General features: G+C 58.9%; 15 protein-coding genes. 13 read left to right on the plus strand and 2 right to left on the minus strand.

Annotated features, from left to right (window positions below):
- The first annotated feature begins 11 nt into the window (after window positions 1-11).
- The 10 genes from carB to D1841_RS04330 all read left to right on the plus strand — a co-directional run bounded on the left by carB (window position 12) and on the right by D1841_RS04330 (window position 13,671).
- Window positions 12-4,094 (plus strand): carbamoyl-phosphate synthase large subunit, encoded by a 4,083-nt coding sequence (carB, locus tag D1841_RS04285; protein WP_160642151.1) that lies wholly within the window; start codon window positions 12-14, stop codon window positions 4,092-4,094.
- Window positions 4,095-4,257: 163 nt separating this feature from the next.
- The gene (locus tag D1841_RS04290) at window positions 4,258-5,310 is read left to right on the plus strand and encodes a GNAT family N-acetyltransferase (protein WP_160642150.1); all 1,053 of its coding nucleotides are present in this window, start codon (window positions 4,258-4,260) and stop codon (window positions 5,308-5,310) included.
- A gap of 93 nt (window positions 5,311-5,403) precedes the next feature.
- Complete coding sequence (locus tag D1841_RS04295) at window positions 5,404-6,015, plus strand: MBL fold metallo-hydrolase (RefSeq protein ID WP_237076188.1); 612 nt, start codon at window positions 5,404-5,406, stop codon at window positions 6,013-6,015.
- Window positions 6,016-6,024: 9 nt separating this feature from the next.
- Entirely contained in the window at window positions 6,025-6,546 is a 522-nt protein-coding gene (locus D1841_RS04300) for an AAA family ATPase (RefSeq protein WP_160642148.1), read from the plus strand.
- A gap of 246 nt (window positions 6,547-6,792) precedes the next feature.
- Window positions 6,793-8,499 carry an ABC transporter ATP-binding protein gene (locus D1841_RS04305; protein ID WP_160642147.1) on the plus strand — a complete coding sequence of 569 codons (1,707 nt, stop codon included), beginning with the start codon at window positions 6,793-6,795 and terminating at the stop codon, window positions 8,497-8,499.
- Window positions 8,500-8,693: 194 nt separating this feature from the next.
- Window positions 8,694-9,692: an effector binding domain-containing protein gene (locus D1841_RS04310; protein WP_160642146.1), complete on the plus strand. Its 999-nt coding sequence runs from the start codon at window positions 8,694-8,696 to the stop codon at window positions 9,690-9,692.
- A 102-nt stretch (window positions 9,693-9,794) separates the two neighbouring features.
- Entirely contained in the window at window positions 9,795-11,564 is a 1,770-nt protein-coding gene (locus tag D1841_RS04315; protein ID WP_201751219.1) for an ABC transporter ATP-binding protein, read from the plus strand.
- A gap of 103 nt (window positions 11,565-11,667) precedes the next feature.
- Window positions 11,668-11,853: a hypothetical protein gene (locus D1841_RS04320; protein WP_160642145.1), complete on the plus strand. Its 186-nt coding sequence runs from the start codon at window positions 11,668-11,670 to the stop codon at window positions 11,851-11,853.
- 150 nt (window positions 11,854-12,003) lie between these two features.
- Window positions 12,004-12,714, plus strand: coding sequence for an HAD family hydrolase (locus D1841_RS04325; protein ID WP_160642144.1), 711 nt, complete (start codon window positions 12,004-12,006; stop codon window positions 12,712-12,714).
- A gap of 171 nt (window positions 12,715-12,885) precedes the next feature.
- Window positions 12,886-13,671 carry a M15 family metallopeptidase gene (locus tag D1841_RS04330; RefSeq protein WP_160642143.1) on the plus strand — a complete coding sequence of 262 codons (786 nt, stop codon included), beginning with the start codon at window positions 12,886-12,888 and terminating at the stop codon, window positions 13,669-13,671.
- Window positions 13,672-13,780: 109 nt separating this feature from the next.
- Here D1841_RS04330 and D1841_RS04335 read toward each other — a convergent pair whose 3' ends face one another.
- Window positions 13,781-14,461 (minus strand): DUF421 domain-containing protein, encoded by a 681-nt coding sequence (locus D1841_RS04335; protein WP_160642142.1) that lies wholly within the window; start codon window positions 14,459-14,461, stop codon window positions 13,781-13,783.
- 184 nt (window positions 14,462-14,645) lie between these two features.
- Between D1841_RS04335 and D1841_RS04340 the strand changes: the two genes are divergently transcribed.
- From D1841_RS04340 to D1841_RS04350, 3 genes are all read left to right on the plus strand, one after another.
- Entirely contained in the window at window positions 14,646-16,103 is a 1,458-nt protein-coding gene (locus D1841_RS04340; RefSeq protein ID WP_160642141.1) for a spore germination protein, read from the plus strand.
- A gap of 171 nt (window positions 16,104-16,274) precedes the next feature.
- The gene (locus D1841_RS04345) at window positions 16,275-17,372 is read left to right on the plus strand and encodes a GerAB/ArcD/ProY family transporter (RefSeq protein WP_160642140.1); all 1,098 of its coding nucleotides are present in this window, start codon (window positions 16,275-16,277) and stop codon (window positions 17,370-17,372) included.
- Window positions 17,373-17,396: 24 nt separating this feature from the next.
- Window positions 17,397-18,479, plus strand: coding sequence for a Ger(x)C family spore germination protein (locus D1841_RS04350; protein WP_160642139.1), 1,083 nt, complete (start codon window positions 17,397-17,399; stop codon window positions 18,477-18,479).
- Between the two features lie 173 nt (window positions 18,480-18,652).
- Here D1841_RS04350 and D1841_RS04355 read toward each other — a convergent pair whose 3' ends face one another.
- A complete protein-coding gene (locus D1841_RS04355) occupies window positions 18,653-20,182 on the minus strand; it encodes a YifB family Mg chelatase-like AAA ATPase (protein ID WP_160642138.1) in 1,530 nt (509 codons plus the stop codon).
- Window positions 20,183-20,429: the final 247 nt, after the last annotated feature.

A 20,429-nucleotide genomic window follows, 5' to 3' on the forward strand; every position in this document is an offset into this window, starting at 1 on the left:
GGAGGAAGCATATGCCATTAAATAAAGACATAAAAAAGGTACTGGTAATCGGATCCGGCCCCATTGTCATCGGGCAGGCGGCGGAATTTGACTATGCGGGCACCCAGGCCTGCCGGGCGCTGCGGGAGGACGGCATTGAGATTGTGCTGGTGAACTCCAACCCCGCCACCATTATGACGGACAAGGCCATGGCGGATAAAATCTATATCGAGCCGCTGACCCTGACCACCGTAAAGCGCATTATCGAGAAGGAAAAGCCCGACAGCATCCTCTCCGGCTTCGGCGGGCAGACAGGCCTTACCCTCTCCATGCAGCTTGCCAAGGAGGGCTTTTTGCAGGAGCAGGGCGTGCGCCTGCTGGGGGCAGGGCCTGAAACCATTGACAAGGCCGAGGACAGGCAGCTCTTTAAGGACGCCATGGAGCGCATTGGCCAGCCCTGCGTGCCCTCCAAGGTGGTGACCACCGTGGAGGACGCGGAGGACTTTGCCGGGGAAATCGGCTATCCTGTCATCGTGCGGCCCGCCTTTACCCTGGGCGGCACCGGCGGCGGCATTGTGGAGAACCAGGAGGAGCTGCGGGAGGTTGCGGCAAACGGCCTGGCCCTTTCCCCCATCACCCAGATCCTGGTGGAAAAGAGCATTGCCGGGTGGAAGGAAATTGAGTTTGAAGTCATGCGGGACAGCAAAGGCAACACCATCACCATCTGCTCCATGGAAAACGTGGATCCCGTAGGCGTCCACACCGGGGACTCCATCGTTATCGCCCCCACTGTCACCCTTTCCGACAAGGAATACCAGATGCTGCGCACAGCGGCTTTGGCTATTATCAACGAGCTGGGGGTAGAAGGCGGCTGCAACTGCCAGTTCGCCCTGCACCCCACCAGCTTCGAGTACGCGGTTATCGAGGTGAACCCCCGGGTGAGCCGCTCTTCCGCTCTGGCCTCCAAGGCCACAGGCTATCCCATTGCCAAGGTGGCCACGAAAATTGCCATCGGCTACACCCTGGACGAGATTAAAAACGCCGTCACAGGCGTGACCTATGCGGCCTTTGAGCCTGCCATAGACTATGTGGCGGTGAAGTTCCCCAAGTGGCCCTTTGACAAATTCGTGTATGCCAAGCGGGAGCTGGGCACCCAGATGAAAGCCACCGGCGAGGTGATGAGCATTGCCGACAGCTTTGAAATGGCCCTGATGAAGGCGGTGCGGGGGGCGGAAATCGGCCTGGACACCCTGAACCTGCCGAAGTTTGACGGGGAGTCCCTTGAGAACCTGTGGCACATCGCCATCCACGCCACAGACGAGCGCCTGTTTGCCATCTATGCCCTTTTAAAGCGGGGGATAACGCCGGAGGAAATCTATGAAAAGACCCTCATGGACAAGTGGTTCCTCTATAAGCTTTTAAACCTGCTTCACTATGAGCAGGAGCTGCAGAAGGGCCAGCTTACAAAAGAGCTTTACACCCAGGGCAAGCAGCTTGGCTATCCGGACGGGGCTATTGCCCGGCTTTCCGGCTGCGAAATAACCTGGGAGCGCAAGCCCACCTTTAAGATGGTGGACACCTGCGCCGGGGAGTTTGCCGCCCACACCCCTTATTTCTATGCCACCTATGACACAGAGGAAAGCGGCGGGGAGGACGAGGCGCGGGAGTTTATCCACCGCCACAAGGACAAGGAAAAAATCATTGTGCTTGGCTCAGGGCCTATCCGCATTGGCCAGGGCATTGAGTTTGACTATGCCAGCGTACACTGCGTGCTGTCTTTGCAGAAGCTGGGCTATGAAGTGGTTATCATTAACAACAATCCCGAAACCGTCTCCACGGACTTCGACACAGGCGACCGCCTCTATTTCGAGCCTTTGTCCCCGGAGGACGTGATGGACATCATCAAAATCGAGAAGCCCATAGGCGTGGTGGTGGCCTTTGGCGGGCAGACCGCCATCAAGCTGACAAAGACCCTGGCGGCAAACAACATCCGGATTTTAGGCTCCTCTGCCGACACCATCGACATGGCGGAGGACAGGGAACGCTTCGACGCCCTGCTGGAGCGGGCGGGCATCCGCCGCCCCAAGGGCAGCACCATCATGACGGCAGAGGAAGCTTTAAACGCCGCAAGGCAGCTTGGATACCCGGTGCTCATGCGGCCCTCCTACGTGCTGGGCGGGCAGAACATGATTATCGCCTACTGCGACGAGGACATTGAGGAGTACATGGAGATTATCCTCGCGCACAAGCAGGACAACCCTGTGCTTATCGACAAGTACCTTTCCGGCATGGAGATTGAGGTGGACGCCATCTGCGACGGGGAAAGCATCCTTATCCCCGGCATTATGGAGCACGTGGAGCGCACAGGCATCCATTCCGGCGACAGCATTGCCGTGTATCCGGCCTCTGACATTGACGACGGCATGAGCGCCAAAATTGTGGCCACTACGGAAACCCTGTGCCGGGAGCTTCATGGCATTGGCCTGATAAACCTGCAGTATATCATCATGGACGGGGAGATTTACGTCATCGAGGTAAACCCCCGGGCCTCACGCACAGTGCCCTATATCAGCAAGGTGACAGGGGTGCCCATGTGCGATTTGGCCACCAAGGTGAGCCTGGGATACAAGCTGAAGGACTTGGGCTTTGGCACCGGGCTTTACAAGCCCTCCCCCTATGTGGCGGTAAAGGTGCCTGTGTTCTCCTTTGAGAAGCTGACCGACGTGGACACCCACCTGGGGCCGGAGATGAAATCTACCGGCGAAGTGCTGGGCCTGGGCAACAGCCTGGAGGAGGCCCTCTATAAGGGGCTTATCGCCTCCGGGCACCAGATGCGCCGGGGCGGCGGCGTGTTTATCACAGTGCGGGATCAGGACAAGCCGGAGATTGGGGAAATTGCCAAGAAGCTTGCGAAAATGGATTTCACCCTCTATGCCACCACCGGCACTGCCATGGTGCTGTTTAAGGCCGGGCTTTCGGTGAAGATTGTGGACAAAATCCATGAGAATTCTTCCGACAACACCATCTCCCTGCTGGAAAGCGGCAAGGTGAATTACGTTATCTCCACCTCTGCCAAGGGCCGCAACCCGGCCCGGGACAGCGTGAAGATCCGGCGCAAGGCCGCCCTTTTGGGCATCCCCTGCCTGACGGCCTTGGACACCGCCAACGCACTGGCAGACTCCCTTATGAGCCGGTTCACCCCGGAAAACACAGAGATTGTGGACATCAACAACTTAAAGGAAGAGAAACAGAAAATACCCTTTACCAAGATGTCCGCCTGCTCTAACGACTATATTTATATCAACTGCTTTGATAAGGGCAACGAGGTCGCCTCCCCGGAGTTCCTCTCCATTACCCTTTCCGACCGCCACAATGGCGTGGGCGGCGACGGCATTGTGCTGATGTGCCCTTCGGATAAGGCGGACGCCCAGATGCGCCTGTTCAATGTGGACGGCAGCGAGGGCATGATGGGCGGCAACGCCATCCGCTGCGTGGCAAAATACCTCTTTGACAACAAGCTGGCAGAGGGCACGCCTGCCGGGCAGGGCCGCTATACCCTGCACATTGAAACCAGAAGCGGCGTGAAGGAGTGTACGGTCATCACAAAGAACGGTGCCGCCGCCAAGGTGACGGTAGACATGGGCCAGGCAGAGCTTTCCCCGGAGAAGGTGCCTGTGCGGCTGGAAGGGGAGCAGATTGTAAATAAGCTTGTGTCCATTGACGGCAGCGTGTATAACATCACCTGCTGCTCTATGGGCAACCCCCACTGCACGGTATTTGTGCCCTCTGTGGACAAGCTGAACCTCACGAAGCTGGGTCCGCTGTTTGAGTTTGACCCCATGTTCCCCCAGCGGGTGAATGTGGGCTTTGTGGAGGTGATTGACAGCACCACCCTGAAAGCGCGGATCTGGGAGCGGGGCAACGGGGAAACCATGGCCTGCGGCACCGGCACCTGCGCGGCGGTAGTTGCCGCCACCCTCAACGGATATTGCGAAAAGGGCAAAGACATCCGGGTGATTTTAAAGGGCGGCGAGCTGCATGTGAACTACACAGACGAAAGGGTGCTGATGACAGGGGACACCATCAAGGTATATGACGGCGTGGTAGAGGTCTAAGCAGGGGGAAGCCCCCTGCACCCCCGCAAGACCGCCTCCGGCGGCTTAAGGGATTCCATCCCTTAAGAATCCCACGCTTCGCTTTTCGCGCTCCGGCGTGCGGGGGCTGTACGCCCTGCCCGCGCCGGGGCGCTTGCGTTTTTGAAAGATTGGAGGAAGATAGATGGAATACTATATAAGCAAAGACTTAGTGATAAGCCCTATCCAGCCGGAGGACTGCAGGGCCTTTGCAGATGGCTTTGCGGCCCAGGGCTGGCACAAGCCCCAAAGCCAGTATGAGGGCTATTTAAAGGAGCAGCGGGCGGGTGTCCGCAAGGTGCTGGTGGCCTGCTGGCAGGGGGAAGCGGCGGGGTATCTCACCCTGCGGCCGGAGACAAAGGCAGGCCCCTTCGCGGGAAAGGGCTGGCCGGAGATTGTGGACTTTAACGTGCTGGAGAAGTTTCAGCGCAAGGGCATTGGCTCCCGGCTGATGGACTGCGCCGAGGCAGAAGCCGCGAAAACCAGCCGCATCGTCTGCCTGGGAGTGGGACTGCACAGCGGCTATGGCCCGGCACAGAGGATGTATATCAAGCGCGGCTACCTCTTTGATGGCACAGGCGTGTGGTATCAGGACAAGCACTTGGAGGAAGGCGCCCCCTGCGCAAACGATGACGAGCTGGTGCTGTACCTCTCCAAATACCTACCGGAAAAGGTGGTGCGCCCCCTCGCAAAGGAGGAGCTGTGCGGCAGCCTGTTCCACGATTTCTGCCGCTTCCAGCCTGTGGAGAAGGCGTGGCGGAAAGCGGAAGGGCACTGGGAAATACAGGACGTGTGCTATACCGACCGCTGGGGAAGCGGCGAGCCGGAAAGGATAAGCGGCATTTTCCGCAGGCTGCTGGCAGAGGGCGGGCAGGTGTGGGGCGCGTTCTTAGACGGCAGACTGAAGGGCTTTTGCGCGGTGGAAGGCAGGCTGAAGGGATCCCGGGGGCAATACGCGGACATGGCGGAACTGCAGGTTTCCTATGACTGCCGGGGCCAGCGGCTGGGCCGGGAGCTGTTCCAAAAGGCGGCCCAGTCCGGCCGGGCGCTGGGGGCGGAGAAGCTTTATATATCGGCCCACTCGGCGGCAGGGCCTATGGCGTTTTATAGGGCCATGGGCTGCGTGGAGGCGGAAGAGCCGGATCCCTTCCACGCGGCGGAAGAGCCTTGCGACGTGCAGATGGAATACCGACTCTAAGACAAAATTCCCGTTCCGGTGGGGGCGGGAATTTCTTTGTTGCCAAGGCTTCCCCCTTGGGGTATAATGGAAAAAAGAAAGGATGTGGGCGGTATGATGAAACTAACTTGGCTGGGGCATTCCTGCTTTAAGGCGGAGTGCGAAGAAGGCTCTGTGGTGCTGGATCCCTTTGAGCCGGGCAGCGTGCCCGGGTGCAGGGACATACAGGAGGAGGCGGATCTGGTGCTGTGCAGCCATGAGCACTATGACCACGGCTATCGGGCCGGGGTGAAGCTGACAGGCAGGGCGTGCCCCATACAGGTGACAAGCCTGCAAAGCTTCCATGACGGAGAGCAAGGGGCCAGGCGGGGGCCAAATGTTATCCACATTCTGGAGGGCGGCGGCGTAAAGGCCGCCCACTTTGGGGACATTGGCTGTATGCCAACCCCAGAGCAGATAGAGGCCCTGCAGGGCTGCGATGTGGTTATGGTGCCTGTAGGCGGCTTTTACACAGTGGGTCCGGAGGAAGCAAAGAAGATTGTGGACGCGGTGGGGCCCCGGGTGGTGATCCCCATGCACTACCGCGGCGATGCCTTCGGCTTCGACGTGCTGGGCACAGTAGACGAGTATCTGGACGTCTGCGGGCGGTGGGTGCGCTATGAGGGCGCCAGCATGGAAATCACCCCGGACATGCCCCGGCATACGGCAGTTTTGCAGTACAAATAAGGAGGCGCTATGGGCCGTAAAATTTTGCTGTGCGGCGGCAACGGAGCGGGAAAAACCACTTTAGGCAAGGCGCTTGCGGTCCTGTCCGGCTACACCTTCCGGGATACGGAGGACTATTATTTCCCCCGGCAGGAAGATGGCTATGCCTATGGGAAATCCCGCACCAAGGCCCAGGTGGCGGCGCTGCTGATTCGGGATCTCAAGCAGTATGAGGATTTCATTTTCACCTCTGTGGTGGCGGATTTTGGGGAGGAAGCGCTCTCCCGGTTTACCCACGCGGTGTTTGTCTATGTGCCCAGGGAAGTGCGCATAGCGCGGGTGAAGGACAGATCCTTTGGGAAATTCGGGGACAGGATGCGCCCTGGCGGGGATCTTTTTGAGAAGGAGCAGGGCTTCTTCCAGATGGTGGAGGCCCGCCCCCCGCGCCAGGTGGAGGACTGGCTGGAAACCCTGTCCCTGCCCATCCTCCAAGTGGACGGCCTCCGCCCCCCAGAGGAAAACGCCCGGCGGATACTGGATTTTCTGGGATAAGGCGCCGGCAGAGGCAGGCCGGAAAAGGGATACGATGATGCGTATCCCTTTTTTGCCGCCCTTTTAGGGTTTATGGTCATGGTTGAAAAACCATTAAAATATAGTTGCAAAAGCAACTATTGTTTGTTATACTTATACGTGCGGGGCTTCCCCGCGGAAATACATAAGGAAAGGAACGATTCCGGGCGCAAGGGGCAGAAGCTCTTCCCCTTTTATTGGGCATCCCGGATCGCGCGGCAGCTTTTTATGCGGATGATTTTCCATTACCTGAAGCCTTTTGCGCCCCGGATGAGCCTGGGGCTTGCCATAAAATTTACCGGCGCCATTATGGATCTGGTGCTGCCCTGGATTCTTTCCTACCTCATCGACAATGTGGCCCCCACCCGGGACATGGGCCAGGTGCTGCTGTGGGGCGGGGCCATGGTGCTGGCGGCTGTGCTGGCCCTGGTGACGAATATTGTGGCAAACCGCATGGCGGCCTGGGTGGCCCAGCACGCCACCCAGCGCATCCGCCACGATCTGTTCCAGCGCATCTCTCTGCTTTCCTGCGCCCAGATAGATCAGTTTTCCATCCCGTCCCTGGAATCCCGGCTGACAAGCGACACCTACCATGTCCACCAGTTCATGGGCATGATGCAGCGCATGGGGGTGCGCGCCCCCATCCTGCTGATAGGCGGGGTGCTTATCACCCTGACCCTGGATCCGGTGCTCACCCTGGTGCTGGTGTGTACCCTGCCCCTTCTGGCTGTGCTGGTGTACACAGTTTCCAAAAAGGGCATGCCCCTGTACACCCAGCTCCAGCAGGGGATAGACAGCATGGTGCGCACAGTGCGGGAAACCATTTCCGGCATACGGGTGATAAAGGCCCTGTCCAAAACAGAGTATGAGCGGGGGCGCTTTGACGGCATCAACAAAGAGGTGGTGCGCCGGGAGAAAAAGGCGGGCATTGTCATGGGCATCACAAACCCTATGATGAACCTGCTGCTGAACCTGGGGCTGACGGCGGTTATCATCACAGGGGCCTTCCGGGTCAATGCCGGGCTGAGCCAGCCGGGAAAGATTATCGCCTTTTTAAGCTATTTCACCATTATCTTAAACTCCATGATGGCGGTTACCCGGATATTCGTTATGTATTCCAGGGGTTCCGCTTCCGGGGGCCGCATTGCGGAGGTGCTGCACACAGCGCCCGATTTGTCCGTTGTGCCCAGAAAGCCGGAAGAAAGCCCCTACCATGTGGAGTTTGACCATGTGGTTTTCTCTTACGGCAAAAAGGAGGCAACGGTAGAAGATATCTCCTTTGCCTTAAAGCCAGGGGAAACCCTTGGCATCATCGGGGCCACAGGCTGCGGCAAGTCCACCATTATGTCCCTGCTCATGCGGCTGTATGACCCGGACGGGGGGAAAATCTCCATTGGCGGCAGGCAGGTGGATTCCCTGCCGCCAGAGGAGCTGCACACGAAATTCGGCGTGGTGTTCCAAAACGACGTGCTGTTTGCGGACACCATTTATGAAAACATAGATTTTGGCCGGGGGCTTCCCCGGGAGGCCATTGAAAAGGCGGCCCGGTGCGCCCAGGCTTGGGAGTTCATCTCCGCCCTGCCGGAGGGCTTAGGGCATATGCTCACCTCTAAGGGCACCAACTTAAGCGGGGGCCAGCGCCAGCGGGTGCTGGTGGCCAGGGCTTTGGCGGGTTCCCCGGAGATCCTGCTTTTAGACGATTCCTCCTCCGCCCTGGACTATAAGACAGACGCTGCCCTGCGCAAAGCCCTGCGGGAGGAATACACGGGCACCACCACCCTCATCGCGGCCCAGCGTGTCAGCTCCCTGCTCCACGCCGACCACATCCTGGTGTTGGAGGAGGGGAAGGCCATCGGCTATGGCACCCATGCCGAACTGATGGAAAGCTGCCCGGTGTATCAGGAGATTGCCCAGACACAGCTTGGCGCGGCTTAAGACTATGGGGCTAAACGTTCGCTTGGCGAACGTATTGCCCCATACCCCGCTTCTCGCCTGCCGGCTCGGTCGGCCGCTGGACGCGTGCCACCGGCACGCAGTGGCCCTAAAACCAATTTAAAAAATTTTTGTTTCCCCCTTGACTTGAACACCGTGTCGCACCTTATGCTGTTTATCAGAGAGGAGCGTAAGCCATGGAACGCGAACTGATGACCGTCACCCAGGTATCCCATATGCTGGGGCTTTCCACCCGGATGCTCCGGTATTACGAGCAGAAGGGCCTGATAGCCAGCCGGCGGCAGGCGGGCTATGCCTACCGGATGTATGACGAAGAGGCGGTTTCCCGGCTGCGGCAAATTATCCTTCTGCGCAGGCTGCGGCTGTCCTTAGAGCAGATAGGGCAGGCTTTGGGGGATCCCACGGCCCAGGAGGCTATCCGGATATTCCAGGGAAAGCTTGCGGAACTGGACGGCGAGCGGGAAGCCCTGAAGGCTGTCCGGGACATACTGGGCGAATTGCTGGAAGCCTTGAAAAGCCGGTACTGGATGCCTGCCGGGCAGACGCTGCTGGAAAACAGCCGTGTGATGGCGCTGACAGAGGCTTTCGCGCCTCCCCAGTTAAAACAGGAAAAGGAGCGTGCCAGGAAGATGGAAGAGTTGACCCGGGCGGAGGAAGCCGCCAAGCTGAAAGACGTGAGGATTGTACACCTGCCTGCCTCTGCGGTAGCTGCCGCCCGGTATGCAGGGCCGGAGCCGGAAAACCATGCGGGGCAGATGATAGCGGACTTTGCCCGCCGGAGCCGCCTGTGGGAGACAGGGGCCAGCATGCGCCTCTATGGGTTTAACAGCCCCAACCCGCCCCCAGAGGGGGGAGAGTATGGCTATGAGTTCTGGCTCACCATCCCGGAGGATATGGAAGTGCCCCCGCCCCTGGAAAAAAAGCATTTCCCCGGGGGCACCTATGCGGCCCACTGCATCCGCATGGGGGATTTCCACCAGTGGGCATGGCTGGCCCGGTGGGTGGAGGAAAGCGAAGAATATGACGAGAACGGATCCGGCACGCCGGAGGACATGTTCGGCGGGCTGGAGGAGCACTTGAACTATTATGACCATATCCGCAGCACAGCGGAAGGGGAGCCGGAAACAGTGCAGCTTGATTTGCTGGTTCCCGTGAAAGCACATGTACGCGAGTAATTAGTTTTCGGGTCAAGCCCTTTTGAGAAAAGGGGTTGCAGGGGTTTGGGGATGGAATCCCCAAGGTCTTAGCCCGGCAGGAAAGGAGCGGGGGCCATGCCCATGAGGATGCCAAAAGGGCCTATTGAAAAGCCCAAGGACAGGAAAAAGGTGCTTTTGCGGCTGGGGGGATACATATATGCCCACAAGTGGCTGGCGCTGGGGGCCATCGGGCTGACGGCGGCCAGCAACCTGCTGGCGCTTTTAGGCCCTATGCTCTCAGGCAAGGCCATAGACGCCATCGGCTTGGTGCCCGGCGGCACGGACTTCCCGGCAGTCTTTACATACTGCGGGCTGATGGCTGTGTTTTACGCGGCCTCCTCCGGGCTTTCTTACGGGCTTTCCGTTTTGATGATCCAGTTGAGCCAGAAGATTGTGGAGCAGATGCGCAGGCAGGTGTTTAACCGTCTTACCACCCTGCCTGTGTCCTACTTTGACAGCCACCAGACCGGGGACATTGTCAGCCGCATTTCCTATGACATCGACACAGTGAATGCCTCTTTGTCAAATGATCTGCTCCAGATAGCCGCCAGCGCCATTACGGTGCTTGGCTCCCTCATTATGATGATTGTCATCTCCCCGGTGCTGGTGCTGGTGTTTGCCGTCACCATCCCCATGTCCGTCCTGTTCACCCGGTATATGACCCGGAAGGTGCGGCCCCTGTTCCACAAGCGCTCTGTCATGCTGGGAGAGCTGAACGGCTATGTGGAGGAAGTGATTACCGGACAGAAAACCACCAAGGCCTACCACCAGGAGGAAACCATGACAGGCCGCTTTGACCAGCGGAACAAGAACGCGGTGGATGCCTACTACAACGCCGACTATTACGGCGGCATGACAGGCCCTTCTGTGAACTTCATCAACAACCTGTCCTTAGCCTTTATCAGCGTGTTCGGGGCCATCCTCTTCATTATGGGAAAGCTGACCATCGGCCCCCTTTCCTCCTTTGTGCTGTATTCCCGGAAGTTTTCCGGACCGATTAACGAAATGGCGAATATTGTCAGCGAGCTGCAGTCCGCCTGCGCGGCGGCAGAGCGGGTGTTCCGCCTTATTGACGAGGAGCCGGAGCCTGCCGACGCCCCGAATGCCCTGCCCGCCCTCCATGTCCAGGGGGACGTGGCCATGAAGCACGTGAAATTCGGCTACAGCCCGGAGAAAACCATCATCCACGACCTGAGCCTCCACGCGCCCCCCGGCGCCCTTATCGCCATCGTTGGCCCTACAGGAGCCGGGAAAACCACCTTGATAAACCTTTTAATGCGGTTTTACGATCCGGACAGCGGGCACATCGAGCTGGACGGTCGGGAGATACGGGGCATCACCCGGGAGAGCCTACGGGGGGCTTATGCCATGGTGCTCCAGGACACCTGGCTTTTCACAGGCACCATCTTTGAAAACCTGGCCTATGGCAAAAAGGATGCCGGGCGGGAGGAGGTGGAGGCAGCCGCCAGGGCCGCCCATATCCACCGGACCATTATGGGCCTGCCCCAGGGCTACGACACCCTTCTGGACGAAAACGGCATGAACATCTCCCAGGGCCAGAAGCAGCTTCTCACCATTGCCCGGGCCATGCTGCTAGACGCGAAAATGCTCATCCTGGACGAGGCCACCTCCAACGTGGACACCCGCACAGAGCGGCGGATACAGGCCGCCATGCGGGAGCTGATGAAAGACCGCACCTGCTTTGTCATTGCCCACAGGCTTTCCACCATCCAGAATGCCGACTGCATCCTGGTGGTGCGGGAGGGGGACATTGTGGAGCAGGGCACCCATGAGGAGCTGATGGCAAAGGCCGGTTTCTACGCAGGGCTTTATAACTCCCAGTTTTTATAGCCCGGCAAAGGCAGGGGGCTGCCTATTATAAAAATTTGACAAACAGCCTTTGGTATGCCATCATATATCCAAAGGCTGTTTCTTTATAGAAGGGGGCGCTCCTATGGCCAGGAAAAGGAAAACCCTTTTGTGGTGCGCTTTGGCGCTGCTGTACCGGGCGACCCTGTGGCATGCCATGGCGGAGGTATCCGGCAATGTAGAAACCACGCTGGAGGGGCTGGAGGTGCGGATTCTGGGCGTCCCGGTTTACGATGGGCGGCATCTTGTGGAAACCCGCTATTGCGGCTAGCCGCTGCCCTGCCCGCCGCCGCGTCTGGCTGCGCCAGACGGCCCCGGGCCAAGCCCCGGGCGGTCCGGCTTTGCCGGACCCTGCGGCGGGCAAAACCAAACTGCCTTATCCCAGGTTAAACAGCCAATTACACAGAAAGAAGGTTTTCCTATGAAACTGAAAGCGCCTGTAAAAGGCATCTTTTTCGATTTGGGCTGGACGCTTCTGGCCCCTGTGTCGGGAAGCTGGATGTTCTCCGCCTTTGCCCGGCAGTATTTCCCAGAGGACATAATGGCCTCCCTGCCCCGGGAGCGGGTGCGGGCCGCCATGGAGAGAGGCCAGGAATACCTGAACACCCACCACCTGATGTCCACCATACAGGAGGAGTACCAGGCCTTTAAAACGTATTTTACCATCCTCGCAAAGGATCTGCCGGAGCTGGGGTTAAGCGAAGGGGACATCAAGGCTGTGGCAGAAGAAAAAGCCTATAAGCAGGTAGACAACTTCTATCTGTTTGATGACACGCTGGAAACCCTGAACGCTTTAAAGGGCAAATATAAGCTGGGGATTATTTCCGACACCTGGCCCTCCATAGAGCCAGCCCTGGAGCACTTCGGCCTTACCCCGTATTTCGACTGCGCCACCTTCAGCTACACCCTGGGGGTGTATAAGCCCGCCCCACGCATGTATAAGGACGCCCTTTCCAAAATGGGCCTGCCCCCTGCCCAGACCGTCTTTATTGACGACTTCACCGGGAACCTGGAAGGCGCCAGGGATGCTGGCATCCAGCCGGTGCTGATACAGGCAAAGCCCGGGGCGGAGGACAGGGAGGATATGGCGAAAATCAAGCGGATTGGAGAACTGCTGTCCATCCTGCCCTAAAGGCGCAGACTGGAGAAAACCACAAAAAATCTCCAAAAAGGGGAAATCATAGTAGAAAGAGGCACAAAAAGAAAAAAATCCTGTCCCGCTCCTAACCAAACAGCCGGGGCCGCCGTCTAATGCATGTACAAAAAAACGGGCAGCCCTTTTCCCCTGAAGGAGTGATAGGATTTGCAAAGCAGAAAGCACACACGAGGCAGAACCGCCGCCAGCCCTTTACGGCGCATTCGTTTTTTCACTATATTAGGCCTGCTTATCCCCCTTTCTCTGATAAGCGTGCTGATTTGGGCCATGGCCCAAATCCAGCCAGGCCCGTCTCCCTCCGGCACCGCCCCCGCTTTTCCCAGGGACACCCCCAGCCTTATTCTGGCGGGCGAGGGGCAGGAGGCCTCCTGGCAGCTTCGCCTGGTAAACTCCACCCATCCCCTGCCCGGGGACTGGAATCCGGATCTTTCTGTCATCGATCCCATTACAGGGGAAAACTTTGACAGCCGGGCCTTAGAATACCTGCGGGCCATGCTGGACGCCATGGAACGAGAAGGGCTGCAGCCCCTGGTGTGCTCGGGATACCGCTCCTATGAATCCCAGGAAGCCATCTTCCAGCAGAATGTGGAAACAGCCCTTTGCCAGGGCTATACCCAGGAGGAAGCCGAGGAGCAGGCCGCCCTGTGGGTGATGCCTCCCGGGTGCAGCGAGCACCAGTCCGGGCTGGCGGCAGATATTGTCTCAGCGGAGAACCAGAACCTGGACGAAACCCAGGAGGATACGCCAGAGCAGGCGTGGCTTCACGCCCACTGCCAGGAATACGGTTTCATTCTCCGCTATCCCCAGGACAAAACTGAGCTTACCGGCGTAAATTACGAGCCATGGCATTACCGGTATGTGGGGGAAGAAGCCGCCCGGGATATCATGTCCCAGGGTCTCTGCCTGGAAGAATACGCTGCGCCTCCGGGTTAAGGAACTTTTTTCAGGAAAAAGTTCCTTAACAATCTTCAAAAACCTCTAATCCGCAGGAAGGTATCAGGAAACCACGGCCGGAGCGGCCCGGTTCTGTTCCTTTCCCGCGCTACTTCCCGCGTTTGTCTTTGGGAATCACCTTGCATTTGCCGCCAGGCCGGGCTGTCATAATGAACACCTCTGAAAGCTCCAGCCCCGCGCACCTTGCCTGCTCCCTTGCCCAGGCAGGGGTTTTCCCCACCAGCTCCAGGGAGTGGCTGGAAAGGCAGCCGTCGCTGACCACCACCACTTCCAGGGAGGCGGAATCCACCTTCACCCCGGCCTGTTTGGGGGTGAGGCTGTCGTTGGCCGCCTTTTTCAAGAGGCTCATGGCGCCGTTTGTCTCCACAATGGCATACTCCACGTCCTCCAAGGAGAAGCACCCGCTCTGGCGCAGTTCCTCAAACAGATCCTCCGTACTCATGCGCAGCCGGCGCAATTCCCCCTGGAGCACGCGGCCTTTTTCGATGACTACAATGGGCTTGCCGCACACTGCCTGCCGGAAGCTTCCGCTTTTCAGCATCAGCAGGGACACCACGATTTCGCACAGCACCAGCGCTGCCATGGGAATAAGCCCGTTCCATAAAGGATCGCCCTGCTGCTGGATAGGCATCACCGCCAGCTCGGAAATCAGGAGGGTAACCACCAGTTCAGAATTTTGTAGCTGGCTCACCTGCCGCTTGCCCATAATCCGCACGCTGAGCAGGATGGCCCCATACATGATAAATGTACGCAGTAAGGATGTTAGCATAAAAAATCGCCATAGGATACAGCGTTCGCGCAAAGCGAGCCACCCGCCTTTTGCGCCCGGTATCATTCCTTTCTTCCCGTTATGTGACTATAGTATCCCAAGAAACGCCCAGTTTATGGGCGTTTCTTTCTGCATATTTTTGCTTTTTCCGGCGAATACTAGCCGTATAAAAGGGGGGCGCAGCATGGAAAGGGTATCGGCAAAGCTGGAGGAAAACAAAACATATCTGCAGGGCCAGTTTCAAAAATCCATGGACTTCATGCTCCGGGAGCTGGAGCTTTCCGGCACCGGGGCGGCGCTGTTCGCCCTGGACGGCCTGGTAAGCAAGCAGACCATCACCCTGAGCATTTTAAATCCCCTGATGGGCGCGCCTGTTATGCCCGGGGATGGGGAGATGAAGCTGAAATTTATTGAAAAGAACGTTTTAGGCTCTGTGGAGCAGAAGCGGGAAACCCAGATGGAGCAGGTGCTGCTGCTTTTGATGAGCGGCTTTGCGGTGCTGTGCATAGACGGCTGCGGGGAAGCGCTGGTGTTCGGCGTGCAAGGCTTTGAAAGCCGGGGGCCGGAGGAGCCGCAGAACGAGGTGATGCAACGGGGGGCCAAGGACGGCTTCACAGAAAGCTATCAAACCAACATGGCCATGATACGCCGCAGGATGAAAACCACATCCCTGAAGTTTGAGAAGGCCCAGGCCGGGAACCAGAGCCACACCCCCCTGGCTATTTGCTATCTGGAGGGCATTGCCTCGCCCCAGGTGGTGGAAAAGGTGAAAAAGCGGCTGAAAGAGTGCGATTTGCAAACCGCCCTGGGGGCGGGATACCTGGCGGGCTTTTTAGAGCGGGGCGGGAGCGTTTTCACCGGGGTGGGCATGAGCGAGCGCCCCGACGTGGTGTGCGGGAAAATAGAGGAGGGCCGGGTGGCTGTCCTGGTGGAGGGCACTCCCAGCGTGCTGCTGGTTCCCTTCCTGTTTGTGGAAAATTTCCAAACCCTGGATGACTACCTCACCCGGCCCTTTTACGGCACCTTTATCCGCTGGCTGAAATACCTGGCCTTTTTCCTCAGCGCTTTCCTGCCCGGGCTGTATGTGGCGATTACCACCCACCACCCGGAGCTGCTGCCGGAAAGCCTGCTTTTGAAAATCGCGGAGGCTGAAGCCCAAACGCCTTTCCCGGTTATGGCGGAAACCCTGCTTTTATACTTCCTCTACGAGGTTTTGCGGGAGGCGGGCCTGCGGGCGCCCCGATCCCTTTCCGCCACGGTGAGCATTGTGGGGGGCCTGGTGGTGGGAGACACAGCGGTGTCGGCGGGGCTTGTCAGCGCCCCTTCCCTGCTGGTGGTGGCCCTCACCGCCATAGCGGGCTATGCGGTGCCCCGGCTTTACGAGCCTTTGGCCCTTTTGCGGCTGGCCTTCCTGCTGGCGGGGAACTTTTTAGGGGTGTGGGGCGTGATGCTGGGGCTGGCGCTGCTGCTTTTAAACCTGTGCGGATCGGAAAGCTTCGGGGTGCCCCTGCTGTCCCCGGTTGCGCCCTACAGCGGAAGCCTGGCCTTCCGGGACGTGTTCGCCCGGGCAGGCTGGCAGAAGCTTTCCCGCCGGGACGCCAAGGTGCAGGACATGCCCGGCAGCCGGGAAACAGGGCAATAAGGACTATCATTATATTATCCGGAAATGTATGGATACCGGGCCTGCAAGGCCGCTTACACCCCACAGCGGGGGCGGGTAAAGGTTTTGGGGATTCTTAAGGGGTATTTTCCTCAAAAATACCCCCTTAAGCCCCCTGGACGCCAGAGGCAGGAAGCAGAAGGAGGAAACAGGATGGCAGAGCGGAAAATCAGCGCGGCGCAGTTTTTCATCAGCATGTTCGTATCCCGGGTGGTGGTGACCATTGCGCTGAACGCCCAGTATACCGGGGGGGAAAATATGCTGGACAGCATGGTGTCTTATGTGCTTGCCATGGCCCTGGGATTTATCATTGCCCTGCCGGTGTGGGGCCTGCACAGGCGCAGGCCGGGGCTGGATATCAGCCGGGCGGCGGTGCTGGATATGGGCTTTGCGGGAAAAGCCGTGCCCCTTCTTTATTTTGCCTATTTTGTGGTGATAAACGGCGCGTCTTTGGCGCTGTTCCAGCTTTTTCTCATGGACACCATAAACCCCGCCTTTTCCGCCGCCCTGGTGACGGCGGTGCTTGCCGGGGCCGCCCTCTATGGGGCCTTGAAGGGCATTGAAACCATTGCCCGGTGCGCCACCTGCGTGTTCGTGGTGCTGCTGTTAGGCTGCGGGCTGGTGTTCGGCATTGTGGCCTGGCGGTTCTCCCCGGAAAACCTGGAGCCGCTTTTCTATAACGGCTTCTCCCAAACCTATACAGGCGTGCTGCTCTTTATCGCCCGCACCTCCATCTTCGCGGACATGGCCATGCTCCTGCCCATGGTGAAGGGGAAAAAGGGCCTGGGCTTTGCCTGCTGGGCAGGGGGGACAGCGGTGTTTGTGTGCCTGCTGCTGTTCCTGGTGGTGGGGTGCCTGGGGCGGTACGCATACACCCAGAATTTCCCGGTGTATGCCCTGGCCTCCATCACCCAGGTGCGGTCTATGCAGCGGCTGGACGCGGTTTTTACCGGCGTGTGGATGATGGGGCTGGTGGTGAAGCTGGCCTTTGACATGTACTGCTGCCGGCTGTGCGCCGCTGCCCTGCAAAAGGAACCGGGAGAGGCAAAAAGCGGGGCCTGGCTTTCCGCCGCGCTGATGCTGGGCCTGGCCCTGTGGGCCGCTATGTCCCCCCTGGCCCAAAGGTTTCTGCTGGACACGAGGATCCTTTTCCTGTGTACAGCGGCGGCAGGCTTTGCCATCCCCCTGCTGGTGCTGGCGGCAGACTTACTTTCCCGGCGGGGAGAAAAACAGACAAAAAAGGCCCCGTAAGGGGCGCTGACAGGAGGTATGGGAATGGCTCTATGGAAAAAAGCTTTGGCCCTGGCGCTTGTGGCGGCGCTGATGCTCTCCATGCAGGGCTGCGGATACCGGGAGCTGTATGAGCGCCTGCTGATACATGGCATCGGCGTGGACGCTGTGGAGGACGGCTTTTTGGTGACAGTGCGCTCCTCTGTGTCCCCCGAGGACGAGGGGGAGGAGTGCTTCACCAGCACCGGGAAATCTGTGCTGGAAGCCCTGACAAACCTCTCCCTTTCCACAGGCCGGGAGCCTTTCTATTCCCACAACTACCTGGTGGTGTTTGGGGAAACCTGCGCCCGGCAGGGCCTGGATAGCTGCCTGGATTTTTTCATCCGCTACTACAACACCCGCCCTGCGGTGCAGGTATATCTGGCAGAGGGGAGCGCGGGGGAAGTTCTCTCCTATGAAAAGGACGGGAAGCTTTTACGGATGTCGGAGCTGCAGGAGCTGGGAAAAAGCGGGCAGCTTAACGGCAAAGCCATGGGGGCGCAGCTTCTGGACTTTGTAAACGGGGTGAAGCGGGAAGGATCTTCCGCTGTGCTGCCTGTGCTGCGGGCAGGGAAAGAGGGGGTGGAGATCGCCTCTACAGCCTATTTCACCGGCTATAAGCAGGCAGGCGCCCTGTCCCTTTCCCAAACACGGGGATATCTGGCGGCGAAAAACCTGCTGGAAAAAGGGGAAGCTGTGGTGCAGGGCAGCTTTGGGGCGGCAACCCTGTCCCTTTCCCAGTCTAAAGGAAAGATAGATGCCCGGATAGACGGGAACGGACCGGTGTTCACCATTTCTGTGGAGGCGCAGGCAGATATCAGCGCCGTTTCCGGCGGGCGCAGCCGGCTGGGGGCCGGGGAGTATGCCCAGATAGAGAAAGAGGCCGCCGCCCTGCTGGAAGGGGAGGTACTCTCTGCCCTGGAGCAGAGCGTGCAGGAGGATAACTGCGACATCTTTGGCTTTGGAAACCTGCTGTACCGACAGTATCCCGCTTACTGGCGCACCGCCAGCGCCGGGTGGCACGAGGAAATGGCAGCGTGCCGCTACGAGGTGCGCACCTCTGTCCAGGTGCTGCGGCTGGAAGGATAGGGCGTGCCTAAAATCCGGTTTTTTCCGCCTTGCCAGGCGGCCAAAAAAACCAAAAAGCTGGTTACAATCTGGTTACAAACCGCAGTTTTTTACCTCCAAATTACCACAATTCACAATTTATTCATGATTCTTTTCAGACAAAAAGCGCCCTGCATACAGGGCGCTTTTACTGTTTAAATCCCGTTGAGCCAGTATTTTCTGTCCAGCGTCCGGTACTGCACCGCCTCTGCCGCGTGGGCGCTGCCGATGACATCGCAGTTGTCCAAATCGGCAATGGTGCGGGAAACCTTCAGCACCCGGTCGTAGGTGCGGGCAGAGAAGCCGAATTTTTCAAAGGCCCGGCGGAGCAGGCGGCCCGCCTCCTCGGTGGTGGGGCAGGCCTCCCGCAGCAGGCTGGGCGGGATCTCTCCGTTACAGGTGAAGCCCATGCCCTCATAGCGCTCTGTCTGGCGCTTTCTGGCAGCGTTTACCCTGGCACGCACCTGGGCAGAGCTTTCCTCCTCCCCGGCAGAGGAAAGGGCCTCGAATTCTACAGGCATCACCTCTACATGGAGATCCATCCTGTCCAGAAGCGGCCCGGAAATCCGCCCCAGATACCGGTCTACCGCCCGGGGCGAACAGGTGCAGGGCCGGGTGGGATGGCCAAAATACCCGCAGGGGCAGGGGTTCATGGCGGCCACCAGCATAAAACGGCAGGGATAGCTGGCGTTGCCCCCCACCCGGGAGATTGTAACCACCCCGTCCTCCATAGGCTGGCGCAGCACTTCCATGGCGCTTTTGGAAAACTCGGGGAATTCGTCTAAAAACAGCACGCCGCTGTGGGCCAGGGAGATTTCCCCGGGCCGGGGGATGGCCCCGCCCCCAGACAATCCGGCTGTGGAAATGGTGTGGTGGGGCGAGCGGAAAGGCCTGCTTTGCAGCAGGGATCCCCCTGCCTCCAACTGCCCGGCAATGGAGTGGATCATGGTGGCCTCCAGGGCTTCCTGGAAGGCCATGTCCGGCAGGATGGAGGGCAGCCGCTTTGCCATCATGCTCTTGCCAGAGCCGGGGGAGCCTAGCAGCAGGATGCTGTGGCTGCCGCTGGCAGCTATCTCCAAGGCCCGTTTGGCAACATTCTGGCCCTTTACATCGGCAAAATCCGGCAAGGGCAGAAGGCTTTCCGCAGGCTCGGCGGGCTGGGCGGCAGGGATGAGGGAGTCTCCCCGCAGGTGGGCTATAAGCTGGGGCACGTCCTTTACGGGGTACACCTGCAGGCCCTGCATCACAGCCCCTTCCCGGGCGTTGTCCTCCGGGACGAACAGCCGCTTATACCCCGCCTCCTGTGCCCGGGCCGCCATGGGCAGCACGCCCCGCACCCGCCGCACCTGCCCGGAAAGGGAAAGCTCCCCTAAAAATACGGCGTCCTCCAAATCGCACAGAAGCTGGCGGGAGGCCTGCAAAAGGGACAGCAGCAGGGGCAGATCATACATAGGCCCTTCCTTGCGCTTGTCCGCCGGGGCCAGGTTCATGGTGATGCGGCTGACGGGGAAATCGAACCCGCAGTTTTTCAGCGCCGCCCGCACCCTGTCCCGGGACTCCTTTACCGCCGCGTCGGGCAGGCCTACCACCTCAAAAGCCGGCAGGCCCCCGGAAAGATCTGTTTCCACCTCCACCGGGAACGCGTTCATGCCATAAAGCCCCATGCTGTGAATTTTTGCTACCATATCCCTCTTCCCCCTTTCAGCGTTTTAAGACCGCGGATTCCCTCCACGCTCCAGCCTAAGGCCGCGGGGCTTTGCCCCGCACCCCACAACCCCTTTAAAAAGGGGTTGATCCTAAACTCAAGTATGGATTATTTTTGGATTTGCAAACTCTATAATAGCTGCTCTGCGGGTATTATACCGTAAGGGCATACCTATATAACCAATCTGCTGCTGGCGGAGGTGGACGTAAAAACAGTGCAATACCTGG

The organism is Neglectibacter sp. X4, from assembly GCF_009917365.1.
In the GTDB taxonomy this organism is placed as follows: domain Bacteria; phylum Bacillota; class Clostridia; order Oscillospirales; family Acutalibacteraceae; genus Acutalibacter.

What these genes read in the sequence shown, in the direction of transcription:
- carB (WP_160642151.1), top strand. Translation starts at nt 12, where the DNA reads ATGCCATTAAATAAAGACATAAAAAAGGTACTGGTAATCGGATCCGGC.
- D1841_RS04290 (WP_160642150.1), top strand. Translation starts at nt 4,258, where the DNA reads ATGGAATACTATATAAGCAAAGACTTAGTGATAAGCCCTATCCAGCCG.
- D1841_RS04295 (WP_237076188.1), top strand. Translation starts at nt 5,404, where the DNA reads ATGATGAAACTAACTTGGCTGGGGCATTCCTGCTTTAAGGCGGAGTGC.
- D1841_RS04300 (WP_160642148.1), top strand. Translation starts at nt 6,025, where the DNA reads ATGGGCCGTAAAATTTTGCTGTGCGGCGGCAACGGAGCGGGAAAAACC.
- D1841_RS04305 (WP_160642147.1), top strand. Translation starts at nt 6,793, where the DNA reads ATGCGGATGATTTTCCATTACCTGAAGCCTTTTGCGCCCCGGATGAGC.
- D1841_RS04310 (WP_160642146.1), top strand. Translation starts at nt 8,694, where the DNA reads ATGGAACGCGAACTGATGACCGTCACCCAGGTATCCCATATGCTGGGG.
- D1841_RS04315 (WP_201751219.1), top strand. Translation starts at nt 9,795, where the DNA reads ATGAGGATGCCAAAAGGGCCTATTGAAAAGCCCAAGGACAGGAAAAAG.
- D1841_RS04320 (WP_160642145.1), top strand. Translation starts at nt 11,668, where the DNA reads ATGGCCAGGAAAAGGAAAACCCTTTTGTGGTGCGCTTTGGCGCTGCTG.
- D1841_RS04325 (WP_160642144.1), top strand. Translation starts at nt 12,004, where the DNA reads ATGAAACTGAAAGCGCCTGTAAAAGGCATCTTTTTCGATTTGGGCTGG.
- D1841_RS04335 (WP_160642142.1), bottom strand. Translation starts at nt 14,461, where the DNA reads ATGCTAACATCCTTACTGCGTACATTTATCATGTATGGGGCCATCCTG.
- D1841_RS04340 (WP_160642141.1), top strand. Translation starts at nt 14,646, where the DNA reads ATGGAAAGGGTATCGGCAAAGCTGGAGGAAAACAAAACATATCTGCAG.
- D1841_RS04345 (WP_160642140.1), top strand. Translation starts at nt 16,275, where the DNA reads ATGGCAGAGCGGAAAATCAGCGCGGCGCAGTTTTTCATCAGCATGTTC.
- D1841_RS04350 (WP_160642139.1), top strand. Translation starts at nt 17,397, where the DNA reads ATGGCTCTATGGAAAAAAGCTTTGGCCCTGGCGCTTGTGGCGGCGCTG.
- D1841_RS04355 (WP_160642138.1), bottom strand. Translation starts at nt 20,182, where the DNA reads ATGGTAGCAAAAATTCACAGCATGGGGCTTTATGGCATGAACGCGTTC.